Genomic DNA, 15,695 nt, shown 5'->3' on the forward strand with positions numbered 1-15,695 from the left:
CGGAGGCATCATCGCGCGTTCACCGCCGCGCGGGCACCTTCTGGCTGAGGCGAGTTCACCGGGCGCCGAGCGCCTTGCCCAGGAACGCGCGGACGGTCGCCTCCCACAGCTCGGCCTCCTCGACCTGCGGCGAGTGCCCGGAGTGTTCGAAGACGCGCAGCTCGGCGGCGGGTATCAGCGCGGCGATGGTCTCGCTGCACGAGACGGGGGTGATCCAGTCATGGCGGCCGACGGTGACGAGGGTGGGCGCGGTGATGCCCGGCAGCAGGTGCTTGATGTCGTAGTCCGGCTGGTTGTGGGCGAAGGCGTAGTTGTGCGTGCGGTAGTGGTACGGCGTGGCCTCGGCCCGCGCGCGCACGGCCGCCGGGTCGTAGTCGTGGTCGTACAGCGGCAGGATCTCCAGCCAGCACTCGCGCAGGTCGGCGTCGTCGCGCACGGTGCCCGCCATGATCCGGTCGAGCTTGGCCCGGTCGATGCTGACCCGCGCGGAGGCGGCGGCGTTGCGGATGGCGAGCTCCTGGTTGGCGTTGTCGGCCGAGGTGTCGCGCAGCACCATGGCGCTGACGCGCGAGGGGTGCCTGGCCGCGTACTCCATCGCGATGAACCCGCCGTAGGAGCCGCCCGCGATCACGATCCGCTCGGCGCCCGCCCACTCGCGCAGCGCCTCGACGTCGGCGACCCACTGCTCATGTGTGTACGGCCCGGCCTCGCCGCTGGCCCCGGAGCCGCGGGCGTCGAAGACCACGACCCGGTAGGCGTCGGCCAGCCGGCCGAAGCTGGAGCGCGGCTCGGCCAGCGAGCCGAGTCCCGGCGCGCCGTGATGCGCGATGATCGTGTGCTCTCCTTCCCCGAGCACCTCGACGTTGAGCGGGTTGCCGTTGATCTCGACGAACACGTGACTCCTTCAGATGACGACGTCGGACAGCTCGCGCGGGTAGGAGGTGAGGCGGCGCGGCGCGCCCTCGGTGACCAGCACGGTGTCCGAGATGCGGTAACCGGCGTGCCCCGGCACGTAGACTCCGGGCTCGCTGGAAAGGATCATGCCGGGGGCCAGCACGGTCGGGTCGCCGTCCTCCAGCCAGGGCGGCTCGTGGAAGCCGAGGCCGATGCCGTGGCCCTGGCGGTGCCTGAGGTAATCGCCCAGCCCGGCGTCCCTGATCACCGACAGGCAGCGGCCGTTGGCCTGCGCGCAGGTGCCGCCCGCGAGCAGCGCCTGGGTGCCGACCTCCTGGGCCTCGCGCACGGTCTCGTAGTAGAGGATCTGCTCGGCGGTGGGCTCGCCGATCACGAAGGTGCGCTCGCTCTCGACGAACCGGCCGCCGACGGCGCAGCCGAGCGAGAGCATGAAGGTCTCACCGCGGCGCAGCCGCTCGCCGCCGGGCAGGCGGTGGGGCTGGGCGGAGTTGGGGCCGCCGTAGACGAGGCCGCCGGTGAGCATGGGCACGACGACGACGTCGGTGTGCTCGGCGTACATGAGGCGGGAGCCGTAGCCGATGACGTGGGCGGCCAGTTCGCTCTCCGCGGGCAGCTCGCCGCCGGCGGCCAGGGCGTCGCGCACCAGCTCCACGCCTGCCGCGATCATCGCGTCGGCGATCCTGGCGGCCTCCTCGTGCAGGACGACCTCCTCGGGCAGTTTGCGCTGCCGTACCGGGCCGAGCACGTCGGCCGGGCGCCAGCGGGTGCCGGGGAAGGCCCGCGCGAGCGCGGCGGCGCGGCCGACGCTCGTGGAGGGCGCGTACGCGGCCGCGCCGGGCGCGGGCACCTGATCGGCCAGCACCTCGAACGGCGGGCGCACGCCGGGGAACTCCGGGTAGACCGCGAGCTCGGCGTGTGCTCCCTGGTCGGCGGCGTACTCCCGCTCCAGGTCGGGCACCAGCAGGACCGTGGGGCCGTCGAGCGGCAGCCAGCAGGCGACGGGCCGCTCGTTCGGGAAGTGCGTGAACCCGGTCAGGTAGGCGACGTCGAGCGGGTCGTCGAGCAGCAGGGCGTCCAGGCCCAGCTCGGCCATGGCGGTCCTGACCCGCTCGCGTGCCGTGTCGTAGAAGGAGAGGGGCAGGCGCTGGGAGAAGCTCATGAGGCGCTCCGGTGGTTGCGCGCGTCGTTGTAGGCCACCGACAGCAGCGTGGTGGACAGGACGAGCAGGAGAATGGCGAGTGAGGGGAAGAGCGTGGTCCACCACGCGGAGGCCAGCGCGCCCGACTGCTGCGCCTTGTGCAGGATGGTCCCCCAGGACCAGCTGTTCGGGTCGCCCAGGCCGAGGAAGGAGAGCCCGGCCTCGGCGAGCACCGCCCGCGAGGTGGTCAGCACCACGGAGACGCCGACCACGGGGACGACCCCGGGCACCAGGTGCTTGCGCACGATCCAGAACGCCGACCCGCCGATCACCTTCGCCGCCGAGACGAACGGCATGGGCACGATCGCCATCGCCGACGAGCGCACCACGCGGGCCACCTCGGGCCAGCTGAACAGCGCGATCACCACGACCAGTGTCCGTACGCTGGGCCCGGCCAGCGCCGCCACCAGGATCATCAGCGGCAGCACGGGCAGCGACAAGGACAGGTCGACCAGCACGCCGAGCGGGGTGTCGAGGCGGCGGAAGTAGGCGGCGCAGATGCCGACCACCAGGCCGATCACGATGGCCAGCACGGAGGCGCTGAGGCCGACCGCCATGCTCACCCTGGTGCCCCAGATGACCTGGGCGAAGACGTCCTGGCCGATGTCGTCGGTGCCGAACCAGTGCTCGGCGGAGGGCGGCTGGAAGGTGTCCTCGCCGTACCCCTCGGGGAAGGGCGCGATGAGCGGCGCGCACAGCGCGATGACCGCCAGCGCGAGCAGGATCGCGGCGCTGGCCAGGCCGAGCGGGTTGCTCCGGAACGCGGTCCAGGTCCGCCGGCGGGGGGTGAGGTCGGTGATGACGGCCGTCATGAGGTGCGCACCCGGGGGTCGAGGATTCCGTAGGCCACGTCGGTCAGCAGGTTCGCGGCCACCACAGCCGCCGCCAGCAGCACGAACGCGCCCTGGAGTACGGGGAAGTCGAGCTGGCCGACCGCCTCGTAGATGGCCCGGCCGATGCCGGGGTAGGCGTAGATCGTCTCGGTCAGCACCGCGCCGCCGACGAGTGTGCCGAGCTGGAGGCCGGCGATGGTGGTGGTCGGCAGCAGCGCGTTGCGCAGGGCGTGCTTCCACACCACCGCGCGCGGTTTGACCCCCTTGGCCTTGGCCAGCGCGACGTAGTCCTCGCCGAGCGCCTCGATGAGCGTCGAGCGCATGGTGAGGACGTAGCCGCCGAGCTGGATCAGGACCAGCGACAGGCAGGGCAGAACCAGATGGTGCAGCATGCTGAGCCAGGCGGCCGGGCCGGTGGCGTCGAGGTCGACGGCGCCGCCGATCGGGAACCAGCCGAGCGTGACGCCCATGACGTACATGAGGAAGATGCCGACGCTCGGCACGAACAACGACTGGGCGGTGATGCCGGTCAGCTGGATGACGCGGTCCACCCAGCCCTTGGCCCGGGTGGCGGCCAGCACGCCCAGCGGGATGCCGAGCACGATCGTCACCAGCATCGCCGAGCCGGTCAGGATCAGCGTCCACGGCAGCCGGTCCATGAGCACGGTGGTGACCGGGATCGACTGCCTGAAGGACATCCCGAGGTTGCCCTGGACGAGCTGGGCCAGGTAGTTGAGGTACTGCACGCCGAGCGGCTGGTCCAGGCCGAAGTCGGCCAGCAGCTTGGCGCGCAGTTCCTCGGTCATGTTCGGGTCGGCCACGGCCAGCACGGGATCGCCGGGCAGCAGGCGCACCAGGAAGAAGGTCACGGTGACCGCGAACCACAGGGTGAGCAGGCCGCGCAGCAGCCGGGTGACGACGAACCGCATCGGGATCAGCTCGCCGGCTTCACTGCGGCCAGCGAGAGCGGGTTGACGATGGACAGCAGTTCGCTGGGCATCGGCTTGAACCCGGTCCACTTGGTGGAGTGGGCGATGTTGAAGGTCTCGACGTACAGGACGTTGTCGTAGACCTGGTCATGGATGATCTTCGCGGCCTCCTGGATGGGCGCCTTGGCCTCCTGCCGGGTCAGCGCGCGCTGGCCCTCGTCGATCAGCTTGTCCAGCTTGGGGTCGCTGACCTGGGCGTAGTTGATGAACCCGCCGGTCTTGAAGGCCAGGCCGAGGTTGGCGGGAGGGTTGTCCATGATCGCCCAGGAGCCGGCGTAGATGTCGAAGTCGCGCTTGAGGGTCTTGTCCAGGTAGGTGTTGCGCTCCAGGCCCTGCAGCTTGATCTCGATCCCGGCCTGCTTGGCCGCGTCCCTGACCATGGGCGCCCAGCGGGCGATGTTCGGGTCGGCCTGGTCGTAGATCATGCTCAGGCTCAGGTTCGTGACCCCGGCCTCCCGTAGGAGCTGCTTGGACTTGGCCGGGTCGAAGGCGTACTCCGACACGCTCGGGTCGGCGTAGTCGGGCTGGGAGGGGGTGAGCACGCTGGAGTTGGCCGACTTGGCGTAGCCCTTGAGCGCGATGTTCCTGATCGCCTCGTAGTCCACGGCGTGGGCCAGCGCCTGACGGACGCGTACGTCGTCCATGGGTTTGCGCTTGGTGTTGTACTGCAGGTGCGCCCAGCCGAGCGAGGGCACCTGCACCAGCTTGAGCTTCGGGTCGTTCTTCAGGTCGGCGGCCGTCGAGGGCGGCAGCACGTTGCCGATCAGGTCGATCTCGCCGTTGCGCAACGCCAGCACCTCGGTGTTGACGTCGGGGAAGACCCGGAAGACGATCTCCTTCACGGTCGGCTGCCCCGGCCCGTAGGGCTCCACGCGCTCCATGATGTAGCGCTGCCCGCGCTCGACCTTGGTCAGCTTGTACGGCCCCGCGCTCACCCAGTCGGCGTCGTTGGCGAACTTCTGCACGCTGGGCGCCTTCTCGAAGACGTGCTTGGGCACGATCGGCAGCCAGAAGCCGACGTTGTCCAGGAAGGTGCCGTCCGGCCGGCTGAGCGTGAACCTGACCTCGGTCGGGGAGACCGCCTCCGCCTTCTCCATGGCGGTGATGAGCCCGGCGACCACGCCGAACTTCTCCTTCTGCACGGCCGTCACGGCGAACACCACGTCGTCGGCGGTGACCGGCTTGCCGTCCGACCACTTCATGTCGTCGCGCAGCTTGACGGTGGCGGTCTTGCCGTCCTCGGAGTAGGACCACTCGGTGGCCAGGTAGGGGATGCGCTTGCCCGCCTCGTCCATCTGCGTCAGGTGCGGGTACATCAGGTTCGTCACCCACGAGTCGGTACGGCTGTTGCCGACCAGCGGGTTGTAGTTGACCACGTCGGCGGTGGTGCCGATGGTCAGGCGGTCACTCGTCGCCGGCGCCTGGGATCCGCCCTGGCCGGTGGAGCCGGGCACGCTGGGGGTGCTGCACGCGGTGAGCAGGGCGATCGCGGCCGCGGCCGCCAGGGGGAATCCACGTCGCATCAGATCCAGACCTCCTCGAGGACGCGCATGACGTTCCCGCCGACCACCTTGGTGATCTCCTCGTCGGAGTAACCGTGGGTGACCAGCCAGCCGATGATGTTCCAGAAGCACTCGGTCGGGTTCTCCAGGCCGTCGACGTACTCGACCTTGGGGTAGGTCGTGCCCGCGTGCGCCTCGTTGATCGACAGGTGCTGGGCGAAGGCGTCGTGCAGTCCGACGTGGTCGCCGAAGAGGGTGTCGGGGCCGAAGGCCACGTGGTCGATGCCGACCAGGTCCACGCAGTAGGTGAAGTGGTCCATGACCGACTCCAGCGAGTGCCTGGGGTGGTCGGGCGAGAGCGTGGTGTGGGGGGCCGCCTCCAGGCCGATGACGCCGCCGCGCTCGGCCGCCGCCTTGATGACCGAGTCCGGCTTCATCCGGTTGGTCGGCCAGACGGAGCGGGCGCCGGCGTGGGTGATGAGGATCGGCTTGGTGGAGTGGCTGATGGTGTCGAGCGAGGTCTGGTCGCCGGAGTGGGAGACGTCGATGGCGATGCCGAGCTTGTTCATGCGGCGCACGGCCCGCTCGCCGAAGGTGGTCAGGCCGCCGTCACGGCGTTCCTTCAGGCCGCTGCCCAGGGTGTTGGCCTCGCTGTAGGCGATGCCCATCTGCCGTACGCCGAAGCCGTACAGCATGTCGATCCGGTCCACCTCGTTCTCGATCATGGTCGCCGCCTCCAGGGCGAGCACCAGGCCCATCCGGCCGCTCTCGTGCGCCTCGCGCACGTGGGCCAGGCGCTCGACCTTGAGGAGGTAGTCCTGGTGGGCGAGGTCGGACAGGCGCATGCCGATGTCCGCCACCACGTCGGTCCACTTCCAGCCGGCCTGGCTGGTGATGCAGCAGGTGCCGTCCATGAGGTTGTCGAACACGACCGTAATGCCGGAGTGGGCCAGACCCTGGTAGCCGGTGTGGTGGCGCGCCGTCCGGTTGTAGTCGACGGTCTGGCCGATGTCCTCGGGGAAGACCGAGGGGTGGTCGTGCAGGGAGACGACGAGGCTGTCGGTCAGCAGGCGGCGTACGCGTGTCTCCTGTTCCGCGCTCAGCTCCAGCCCCTGGTAGGCCGGGACGCGGCCGAGTTCGGGCGCGAGGTCGAAGACCCGGTAATCGGGACCCGCCTCCAGATATTCGTACGAACGGTAGCCGGTGTAGGCCTTTGCCGCTTCTAGCACCCTTTGTCTCCTCTCGGCATTTTTCTTGGAGCTTGCCAGAATCATTCATACAGGTCAATACTGAAGGTGTTTTCAGGCATGAAGCATCAGGATGATGCAAAGTTCCGTCACTGGATAGGGGAGGCGTTGTGAGCGACACGGTTCTTGAGGTGCGTGACCTCCAGGTCACGTTCACCGCCTCGGGACGCCTGCTCCCCGCGGTGCGCGGCGTCGACCTGGTGATCGAGCGCGGCCAGACCCTCGCCCTGCTGGGCGAGTCCGGATCGGGAAAATCCGTCACGGCCAAGGCGATCATGGGGTTGCTCGACCACCCCGGGGTCCAGGTCGGTTCGCGGGTGGCCCGCCTCGGCGAGCACGACCTGCTGACCATGAGCGCCGAGCGGCGGCGCGCGCTGCGCGGCAACGACATGACGATGGTCTTCCAGGACGCGCTGTCCGCGCTCAACCCCGTCCTGAGCATCGGTGACCAGCTCGGCGAGCTGTTCCGGGTCCACGTCGGCGCCACGCGCGCCGAAGCCAGGGCACGCTCGATCGAGATGCTGGAGCTCGTCGGCATCCCCGCCCCCGGCAAGCGGATCGACGACTACCCCCACCAGTTCTCCGGCGGTATGCGCCAGCGCATCCTCATCGCCATGGCCGTCGCCCTCGAACCCGACCTGATCATCGCCGACGAGCCCACCACCGCCCTCGACGTGACCGTCCAGGCGCAGATCCTGGAGCTCATCGAACGGCTGCGCCGCGAGCTCGGCACCGCCGTCCTGCTCATCACCCACGACCTCGGCGTGGCCGCGGAGGTCAGCGACCGCGTCGCGGTCATGTACGCCGGGCGGATCGTGGAGACCGGCGACGTCTACGAGCTGTTCGAACGGCCCGCGCACCCCTACACCCGGGCCCTGCTCGGCGCCATCCCCGACCTGGAACGCCCCGCCAGCGAGCTGCGCGCCATCCCCGGCCAGCCGCCCAGCCCGTCCTCACTGCCCGCCGGCTGCGCCTTCGCCCCCCGCTGCGACCGGGTCACCGCGCTGTGCACCGGGACCCGCCCGGAACTCACCCTGCTGGACGGCGGCTCCGGCCGGGCCGCCGCCTGTCACCACACCAAGGAGCTGCTCGATGTCGGCTGAGCCCGTGCTGCGCGCGGTGAACCTGCACAAGACCTACCGCGGCGGCCTGCTGTCCAAGGGCGGCGCCGTACGCGCGGTGTCGGGGGTGAGCCTGGAGCTGCACGCCGGTGAGACGCTCGGTATCGTCGGCGAGTCGGGATGCGGCAAGTCAACGCTGGCCAGGATGCTCGTCGGGCTGGAGAAGCCCGACAGCGGCGAGGTCACCTTCCGTGGCCGCCCCTTCCCCGCCCGCGACGTGCGGCGCAGCGTCCAGATGGTCTTCCAGGACCCGCTCACCTCGCTCAACCCGCGCATGACCGTCCAGGACCTGGTCGCCGAGCCCCTGCGGGTGCACCGGCTGGCCGGCGGCGCCTCCGGCAGGCGGGCGCGGGTCGGCGAGCTGCTCGACCTCGTCGGCCTGGACCCCGACCGCATGAACCGTTTCCCCCACGAGTTCTCCGGCGGCCAGCGTCAGCGCATCGGCATCGCCCGCGCACTGGCCACGGAGCCCGACGTCATCGTCTGCGACGAGCCCGTCTCCGCGCTCGACATGTCCGTCCAGGCGCAGGTCGTCAACCTCCTCGCCGAGCTCCAGCGCACCCTCGGCGTGGCGCTGGTCTTCATCGCCCACGACCTCGCCGTCGTCAGGCACGTCTCGCACCGCGTCGGCGTGATGTACCTCGGCCGCGTGGCCGAGATCGGGCCCGCCGCCAAGGTGTACGGCACGCCGGCGCACCCCTACACCAGCGCCCTGCTGTCCGCCGCGCCGGTGCCCCGGCCGTCGTTGCGGGGACGTCAGCGCATCATGCTCGGCGGCGACCCGCCCAGCCCGGTCGCGCCGCCGCCCGGATGCCGCTTTCACACCCGCTGCTGGAAGGCCACCGACGAGTGCTCGAGCCGGGAACCCGTCCTGGAACCGGTCGGCGACCACTTCGCCGCCTGCCACCACGCCGCCCGCCCCGCCCAGTCGTACTGACCACGGAGGTCAGCCGACGTGGACGACGGGGCGGCGGTCGGGGTCGGGTTCGGCCTGGCGGAGGACTTCGCGGGTCAGAGGCGGGATGTCGCCGCCGCCGAAGACGAGATAGCGCAGCAGGGCGCCGATGGGGTTGCCTTCGGCGGCCCAGTGGAAGTAGACGTGCGGGGTCTTGCCCGTCTGGTCGCGCAGGTGCAGCAGCAGGGCGGCGATGGAGTTGGCGACGGTGGTGCTGTGCATGCGCAGGATGCGGAAGCCGTGGCGTTCCTCGCCGGTGACGCGGAGTTCCCCGGCGAACTCGGAGGCGTCCGGGACGGTGACCTCCAGGAAGAGGAGTCCCTCGCTGGTGCGCAGGCGGTGCAGTTCCCATGCTTCGCGGGCCTTGTCGACGTACTCCTTGGCGTCCCTGCCATGGGGTTCGTTGGCGATGAGGTAGAGCTCGGCCGCCTCGTTGATGAAGCGGCGGGCCGCGTCGTCCAGGGAGATGCGGGTGACGCGCAGTTCGGTGGAGCGGGTGGCCCGCGAGATGAGGGAGACGACCACGATGGCCAGCACGAACAGCAGGGCGATGACGAGCCCGTCGGGACGTTCGATGATGTTGGCGACGGTGGCGTAGGCGAAGACCAGGGTGACGAAGCCGAAGAACAGGGCGGGCCGGGTACGGCGTGCGGTCCAGGCCGAGAGCGTGACGGCGACGGCCGCGGACAGGATGAGGGCCAGGACGCCGGTGGCGTAGGCGCCGCCCTGGGTCTCGACTTCGGCGTCGAAGACCATGGTGATGACGAACGCTATGGCGGTGAAGACCAGGACCATCGGGCGTGAGGCCCGGGTCCAGTCGGGGGCCATGCCGTACCGGGGGAGATAGCGCGGCACGATGTTGAGCAGGCCCGCCAGCGCGGAGGCTCCGGCGAACCACAGGATGGCGATGGTGGACAGGTCGTAGGCGGTGCCGAACCAGTCGCCCAGGTACAGGTGGGCGAGGTAGGCCAGGGCCCGGCCGTTGGCCGCGCCGCCCTCGGCGAACTCCGCGGGCGGGATGAGCACGGTGGTGGCGAAGCTGGAGGTGATCAGGAAGACGCTCATGATGAGCGCGGCCGTGGTCAGCAGCTTGCGCGCGCCCTTGACCCGCTCGGCGACGTCACCCTTGACCAGCGGCATGACGGCCACGCCGGTCTCGAAGCCGGACAGGCCCAGGGCGAGTTTCGGCATCACGTACAGCGAGACCGCGACCATGGCGAGGGGGCTGGCGTAGTCGGTGCTCAGCGCGTTCTGCCAGCCGGTCACCTTCTCCGGCGCCGTGAGCACATGCTGGACGGCCGAGCCCACCACGACCACGTTGAGCAGCAGGTAGACGGCCACCAGCACGACGGCGATCGAGATCGCCTCACTGAAACCCGCCAGGAACACCCCGCCGAGCGCGGCGATCAGCACCAGCGTGACGGGAACCTGCCAGCTCGCCAGGAACTCCGGCACGAACGGATTGTGCAGGATGTGCGCGGTGGCGTCGGCCGCCGACAGGGTGATGGTGACGATGAACGCGGTGGCCACGAACCCGAGCAGGAACAGCACCAGCAGCTTGCCGCGCCAGCCCGGCAGGAGCCGCTCCAGCATCGACAGTGACCCGAGCCCATGCGGGCTCTGCTCGGCCACCGCCCGGTAGGTCGGCAGGGCGCCGAAGAGCGTCAGCGCCACCAGGACGAGCGTCGCGATGGGGCTCAGCGCGCCGGCGGCCAGGGCGGCGATGCCGGGCTGGTAGCCCAGCGTGGAGAAGTAGTCGACGCCGGTCAGGCACATGACCTGCCACCAGGAATGCTGGTGTTCGGGCGTTTCCTCCTCGTGGGGTGCGCTGCTCAGCCCTTCGGGGCGTTTGAGCCCCTTCAGCAGCCATTGCCGCATCGTTCGCTCCCGGACAGCGCCGGCCACCGGGCCACCTCCACTTTCGCGGCATGTCAGACGAATGCACGCTACTGAGCCCGAAGGTCGATGCCGCGCGATCAAGGCGTCAAGAAAACGTAAATATTGCCCGGCGCGGTCGCGGGTGATGGCTGGTCAGGGCGAGTGGCGGGCGTCGAGACCGTCAACGGCACGAAGGTGGTCGTCGCCGATGAAAGCGATTGCCGCGTACGAGGATCCGGGTTACCGTCTAAGTATCCATACGTTTGGTTGAGACAGTCATCCGAATGGATGATCGTCGGGACGGGGAAGCATGACCTTCCACGTAGCAGTCGTCGGCGCCGGGGTGGGCGGGCTCTGCCTGGCTCAGGGCCTGCACAACGCGGGCGCCGACGTCACCGTGTACGAGCGAGACCGCACACCGGCCAACCGCCTCCAGGGCTACCGGCTGCACATCAACCCCCTCGGTGCCCAGGCGCTGCGCGCGTGCATGTCCCCCGAGTTGTGGCAGGCGTTCCTGGCCACCACCGGCAGGGGCGGGCTCGACTTCGTGTTCATGACCGAGCGGCTGCGGCCGCTGATCAAGCTGGAGGCCGGCGAGCGCGACGCCAACTGGCGCGACCACCACTCGGTCAGCCGGATCACCCTGCGCCAGATCCTCCTCACCGGCCTGGACGAGGTGGTGCGCTTCGGCCGGACGTTCGAGCGCTACGAGCGCGGGGCCGACGGCCGGATCACGCTGCACTTCGCGGACGGCTCTACCGAGACGACCGACGTCCTGGTGGCCGCCGACGGCAGCGGCTCGCGGGTGCGGCAGCAGTACCTTCCGCAGGCCGAGCGCATCGACACCGGCATCACCCGCGTCGCCGGCAAGTTCCCGCTCACCGAGGAGACGAAGCGGCTCATCCCCGCCCACCTGTACGAGGGCCTGACCAACATCGTCCCGGCCAGGGGCTACTCGATGTTCTGCGCGCCCCACGACTTCGGCGGCGATCCGGTCGTGCTGCCCGGTGGCATCGGAGCCAGCGAGCGCGAGGGCGCGATGCACGACAACACCAGCAGCTACATCCTGTGGGCCTTCGGTGCGGAAACCCGGCAGTTCCCCGCGGACGCCGCCGAGCTGCCGGGCGCCGAGATCCGCGACCTCGTCACCGGCATGATCGGCAACTGGCACCCGGACCTGCTCCGGATGATCGACCTGACCCCGCCGGAGACGGTGTCGCTGCTGCCGATCCGCAGCGCCGTACCGACGGGGCCGTGGGCCGCCACGAACGTCACGCTGCTCGGCGACGCCATCCACACCATGGCCCCGCACCTGGGCCTCGGGGCCAACACCGCGCTGCGCGACGCCCGGCTGCTGTGCCGGGAACTGACCGCCGCGCAGGGGAAGGACGTCGTCGCGGCGATCGCCGCCTATGAGAGACAGATGACCGAGTACGGCTTCGCCGCCGTGCGCGACTCCCTGAAGACGGCCAGGCGGTTCGTCACCAGGAGCCCGCTGGCCCGCCTGGGCTTCCGCACCTTCCTGCGCACCGCCCAGCGGATCCCGATGCTGAAGGAACGCGCCTTCTCCGCCGGAGCCGCCTGAACCCCCCGGCTGAAGGCAGCGGTGCCGTCAGAGCGGCTTGTCGCCGATGAGCAGGGTGCTGAGCTCGTTCAGCGCGACCGGCCGCCGCACCTCGAAGCCGGCCTCCCTCAACCAGCCGAGGCCCTCGGCGGCCGTGTACTCCGAGGATCCACTGATCATCGCCATGTTGAGGCTCATCAGGAGTCCGAAGGCCGCGTCGCGCCGCTCGTCGTCGATCATGCTGTCGTAGATCAGCAGCGTGCCGCCCGGGGGCAACTGCTCGAACGCCCGGTTCACCAGCGCCCTGCGGCGCTCGTCCACCCAGTCGTGCAGCACGTGGCCGAAGATGTACACCTGGGTGTCGGGCAGGTCGTCGGTGAAGAAGCTGCCCGCCTGGTAGCTGACCCGGTCACGCAGGTCGCTCGCACCGCTCTCCCTCTCGATGAGCTCGTCGAAGAGCGGCTCCAGCGGGGGCAGGTCGAAGGTCACCCCGCGCAGGTGCGGGTGGGCGGCGGCCAGCCGCATGGTGAGCAGTCCCCGGCAGCCGCCGAGGTCGGTGAAGGACTTGACCGTGTCCCACGCGTACTTCTCCGCCAGCGGGCGGCCGAGCAGCACCGCGTAGCCGTCCATCGCGTCGGCGAAGTGGCGGGTGCGCGTCGGGTCGGCGTACAGGCCATCGGTGAAGTCGGCTTCCGACAGCTGCCGCACCAGGCTCTCGCCGGAGCGCAGGAAGCCGGGCAGCTTGCCCCAGGCCGGGTAGAGCCGGCGCTGGTTGTGGGCGAGGAAGCCGCCGATGTACTCGGGCCGGCGCGGGTCGAGGTAGGCCGCGGTCAGGGGGGCCGCGCCGTACGCGGAGCCGTTCCGAACGAGCAGGTCCATCGCGACCAGCGCGTCCAGGTAGTCGCTCGTCAGCTTGGGATGCAGGCCGAACTCGCGCTGGATCTCCACGGCGGTGGCCGGCGCGGCGCAGATGCGGGCGAACAGCCCCAGCTCGATCCCGGCGAACAGGGCCTGCGCCTGGAAGAATCCCGTTGCTGTCCTGACAAGGGGTGTTGCGGACATCCGGCGTCCTTTCTCAACGGTCCAGAGGAAACGGTCAGGGGTTGAGCCGCAGGGGGAGCGCGTGCAGGGACCGCTGGAAGAAGTCGCGGTGCCAGCGCACCTCGCCGGGATCGCAGGCGAGCGTCATGTTCGGGAACCGGCGCAGCAGCGCGGTGATGGCCACCTGCGCTTCGAGCCTCGCCAGCGGCGCGCCCAGGCAGTGGTGCACACCGTGGCTGAAGGCCAGGTGCGGGTTGGGGTTGCGGGTGATGTCCAGCCGGTGCGGGTCGGGGAACGCCTGCGGGTCGCGGTTGACCGAGTGCACGGGGACGATGATCAGGGAGTGTGCCGGGATCAGGGTTCCGGCGATCTCGATGTCCTCTGTGGCATGGCCTTCGATCACGGCCAGCGAGCTGTCGTAGCGGAGGAACTCCTCCACAGCGGAGCCGATGAGGTCTGGCTGCGCGGCGAGCAGGGCCTGCTGGCCGGGGTTGCGCACCAGCGCGTACATGCCGTTGGTGATCAGGTTCACGGTGGTCAGGAAGCCGGCGAAGATGAGCAGCATCACCGTCGCGACGAGCTCCCGCTCCGACAGCCGGTTCTCGCCGTCGCGGGCCTCGATCAGCCCCTGGATGAGGTCGTCGCTGGGGGTGCCCCTCCGACGCTCGATCAGGTCGCGCACGTACGCCCCGATGCCGGCCTGCCGCGCCCGGAAGACGTCGACCGGGCTGCCGGTGAACTCCTCCTCCATGAACCAGAAGATGCTCTTCTCGCGCAGGTCGGCGAGGTCGTTCGGGGGCAGTCCCAGGAGTTCCCCGATGACCATCATGGGCAGCGGGAAGGAGAAGTCCTCCATGAGCTCCACCTCGCCCGCCGTCTCCATCTTGTCGAGCAGTTCGCCGGTGAACCGCTCCACCTGGGGGCGCAGGAGCTCGATCCGGCGGCGGGTGAACGCCTTCTGCACCAGCTTGCGCAGCCGGGTGTGCTCGGGAGGGTCGGTGCTGACCATGTTGTCGGCGAACGAGCTCTCGGCCTTCTGCCCGTCCTCCCTGACCACGTCGGAGTGGTGCACGGCCTTGCTGAAGCGGGGATCGCCGAGCAGCGGGCGGGCGTCCTCGTAGTGCGGGACGAACCACGCCTTCAGCCCGATGGGGGTGTCCAGGTGGTGGACCCGGCCCTGCGTCCGCAACAGCTCATAGAAGGGATACGGGTCGGTCAGGGCCGAATGAGGGATGCCGCCGATCGGCACCGTCACCTCAGGCATCTGTGCTCCTCCGAGGTCTTCTCGAGCGGGTCAGACGACCCAGCGGCCGCGGGTCATCACGGTGCGGCCGGGGATCTCGCCGCGGTGCCGCCAGGCGAGGATGCGCCGGGGCGTGAGGAAGAGATAGACGCAGCCCGGAACCCGGGTGGGGTTCACCGGCAGGTCCGCGAGCACGCCCGGGGCGTCGGGCGGCAGGTCGCGGTGCGCGGTGATCTCCACGGTGCCGTCGATGAGGACGACGTCGGTGGGATCGCCGAGCGCGACGCGGCATTCGGCGCGCCGGCGCAGGTTGTGCACGGTCACGTGCTGCTGGCGCGTGGCCATCACCAGGCGGGCCCCGTCCCACACGCAGCCGAGCGGGACGAGGTGGGCGCCGGACTCGCCGCCGGTCGCCAGCCAGGCGTACCTCGCCGTCTCGAGTTCGCCGAGCACGTCGGCCTTGCGCTGGGCGGGGTCGCGGGGCGGGGCGAGGCCGGCGCCCCGCACGCTGCCGGTCGCGGACATGTGAATCCTCTCGGCCGAGATCTGATTTCAGAACGCGGAGACGGCCGCCGCGGCATTTCCCACGAGGGCGAGCACGGCGAATGTCGTCCGGACCATGTTCCATTTGCCCCAGGCGCTTCTCGGGTCTTTCCAGTCGGCTGGAATGGCCTGGGGGTCGAGTGATTTCACCCGCCTGTTGATCGGCACGTTCCTGGTCTGTGAAACCGCGCCGACGCCGACCAGACATACGGCCGAGGCGATGAACAGATTCTGGGTCAGGCTGTTTTCTGTGATAAAGGCCAGGCTGATGTCGAGAACCGTGGAGACGCCGACGATGATCGGCATCATGGGGTCGTAGGCGCGGCCAAGCAACTTGTGGGCGGCGACGTAGCGCTCCGGTGTCATCGCCTGCAGGGCCGGCCACACGCCGACGGCGTGGGTGAACAGCACACCGGCGGCGAGCCCGCTGGTGACCAGCACGGCGGCGGTGAGAATGTGGGCCATCACGTATGTCGCTCCTCCCTCTGTCACCACCCGAAGTATCCGTCCGGCACCTTGAGGCGGACTCGAATATCGGTGGGGGAATGGCGCCGGGCGCCATTTGCGGAGGGGCTTGAGCAGGCTTCGAGTATTCCTCTAGCCGGCGCGGTCATGCTGCTTCAAGCAGAGTCCGCCTGAAGGGGAGGCTTCGACATGACGATTACT

The 15,695-nt window shown here is 69.9% G+C and carries 14 protein-coding genes; 3 read left to right on the forward strand and 11 right to left on the reverse strand.

All coding sequences use genetic code 11. The annotated features are described in order from the left end of the window. Nucleotides 1-55: 55 nt before the first annotated feature. Genes ACFWY5_RS35200 through ACFWY5_RS35225 form a run of 6 tightly spaced genes read right to left on the reverse strand, consistent with a single transcriptional unit; the run spans nt 56 to nt 6,666 of the window. Nucleotides 56-895 carry an alpha/beta fold hydrolase gene (locus ACFWY5_RS35200; protein WP_379637093.1) on the reverse strand — a complete coding sequence of 280 codons (840 nt, stop codon included), beginning with the start codon at nt 893-895 and terminating at the stop codon, nt 56-58. Between the two features lie 9 nt (nt 896-904). Continuing rightward, complete coding sequence (locus ACFWY5_RS35205; RefSeq protein WP_379637095.1) at nt 905-2,074, reverse strand: M24 family metallopeptidase; 1,170 nt, start codon at nt 2,072-2,074, stop codon at nt 905-907. Next, a complete protein-coding gene (locus ACFWY5_RS35210; RefSeq protein WP_379615977.1) occupies nt 2,071-2,925 on the reverse strand; it encodes an ABC transporter permease in 855 nt (284 codons plus the stop codon). The genes ACFWY5_RS35205 and ACFWY5_RS35210 overlap by 4 nt, the downstream gene beginning before the upstream one ends. After that, the gene (locus ACFWY5_RS35215; RefSeq protein ID WP_379615979.1) at nt 2,922-3,875 is read right to left on the reverse strand and encodes an ABC transporter permease; all 954 of its coding nucleotides are present in this window, start codon (nt 3,873-3,875) and stop codon (nt 2,922-2,924) included. The genes ACFWY5_RS35210 and ACFWY5_RS35215 overlap by 4 nt, the downstream gene beginning before the upstream one ends. A 5-nt stretch (nt 3,876-3,880) precedes the next feature. Then, nucleotides 3,881-5,458, reverse strand: coding sequence for an ABC transporter substrate-binding protein (locus ACFWY5_RS35220; RefSeq protein ID WP_379637097.1), 1,578 nt, complete (start codon nt 5,456-5,458; stop codon nt 3,881-3,883). Beyond that, nucleotides 5,458-6,666, reverse strand: a complete 1,209-nt coding sequence (locus ACFWY5_RS35225) for a dipeptidase (RefSeq protein ID WP_379637099.1) — start codon at nt 6,664-6,666, stop codon at nt 5,458-5,460. The genes ACFWY5_RS35220 and ACFWY5_RS35225 overlap by 1 nt, the downstream gene beginning before the upstream one ends. Before the next feature lie 128 nt (nt 6,667-6,794). Here ACFWY5_RS35225 and ACFWY5_RS35230 point away from each other — a divergent pair, with 128 nt between their 5' ends. Together ACFWY5_RS35230 and ACFWY5_RS35235 are read left to right on the forward strand one after the other, a co-directional pair. Then, nucleotides 6,795-7,787: an ABC transporter ATP-binding protein gene (locus ACFWY5_RS35230; RefSeq protein ID WP_379615984.1), complete on the forward strand. Its 993-nt coding sequence runs from the start codon at nt 6,795-6,797 to the stop codon at nt 7,785-7,787. Then, on the forward strand, nt 7,777-8,742 hold the full coding sequence (locus ACFWY5_RS35235; protein ID WP_379637101.1) for an ABC transporter ATP-binding protein: 966 nt from the start codon (nt 7,777-7,779) through the stop codon (nt 8,740-8,742). Before ACFWY5_RS35230 ends, ACFWY5_RS35235 begins: the two co-directional genes overlap by 11 nt. Nucleotides 8,743-8,751: 9 nt before the next feature. Here ACFWY5_RS35235 and ACFWY5_RS35240 read toward each other — a convergent pair whose 3' ends face one another. Beyond that, nucleotides 8,752-10,638, reverse strand: a complete 1,887-nt coding sequence (locus ACFWY5_RS35240; protein ID WP_379637103.1) for an amino acid transporter — start codon at nt 10,636-10,638, stop codon at nt 8,752-8,754. A 310-nt stretch (nt 10,639-10,948) separates the two neighbouring features. Here ACFWY5_RS35240 and ACFWY5_RS35245 point away from each other — a divergent pair, with 310 nt between their 5' ends. Then, nucleotides 10,949-12,223 carry an FAD-dependent oxidoreductase gene (locus ACFWY5_RS35245; RefSeq protein ID WP_379637105.1) on the forward strand — a complete coding sequence of 425 codons (1,275 nt, stop codon included), beginning with the start codon at nt 10,949-10,951 and terminating at the stop codon, nt 12,221-12,223. A 27-nt stretch (nt 12,224-12,250) separates the two neighbouring features. Here the strand turns inward: ACFWY5_RS35245 and ACFWY5_RS35250 are convergent, their stop codons facing one another. The 4 genes from ACFWY5_RS35250 to ACFWY5_RS35265 are packed head-to-tail and all read right to left on the reverse strand — an operon-like array spanning nt 12,251 to nt 15,494. Next, complete coding sequence (locus tag ACFWY5_RS35250) at nt 12,251-13,264, reverse strand: methyltransferase (protein WP_379615988.1); 1,014 nt, start codon at nt 13,262-13,264, stop codon at nt 12,251-12,253. 34 nt (nt 13,265-13,298) lie between these two features. Then, a complete protein-coding gene (locus tag ACFWY5_RS35255) occupies nt 13,299-14,507 on the reverse strand; it encodes a cytochrome P450 (RefSeq protein WP_379637107.1) in 1,209 nt (402 codons plus the stop codon). A gap of 30 nt (nt 14,508-14,537) precedes the next feature. Further along, nucleotides 14,538-15,011: a pyridoxamine 5'-phosphate oxidase family protein gene (locus ACFWY5_RS35260; RefSeq protein ID WP_379615990.1), complete on the reverse strand. Its 474-nt coding sequence runs from the start codon at nt 15,009-15,011 to the stop codon at nt 14,538-14,540. Between the two features lie 27 nt (nt 15,012-15,038). Further along, nucleotides 15,039-15,494 carry a DUF1772 domain-containing protein gene (locus ACFWY5_RS35265; protein WP_379637110.1) on the reverse strand — a complete coding sequence of 152 codons (456 nt, stop codon included), beginning with the start codon at nt 15,492-15,494 and terminating at the stop codon, nt 15,039-15,041. Nucleotides 15,495-15,695: the final 201 nt, after the last annotated feature.

The organism is Nonomuraea sp. NPDC059007, from assembly GCF_042740555.1.
Classification (GTDB): domain Bacteria; phylum Actinomycetota; class Actinomycetes; order Streptosporangiales; family Streptosporangiaceae; genus Nonomuraea.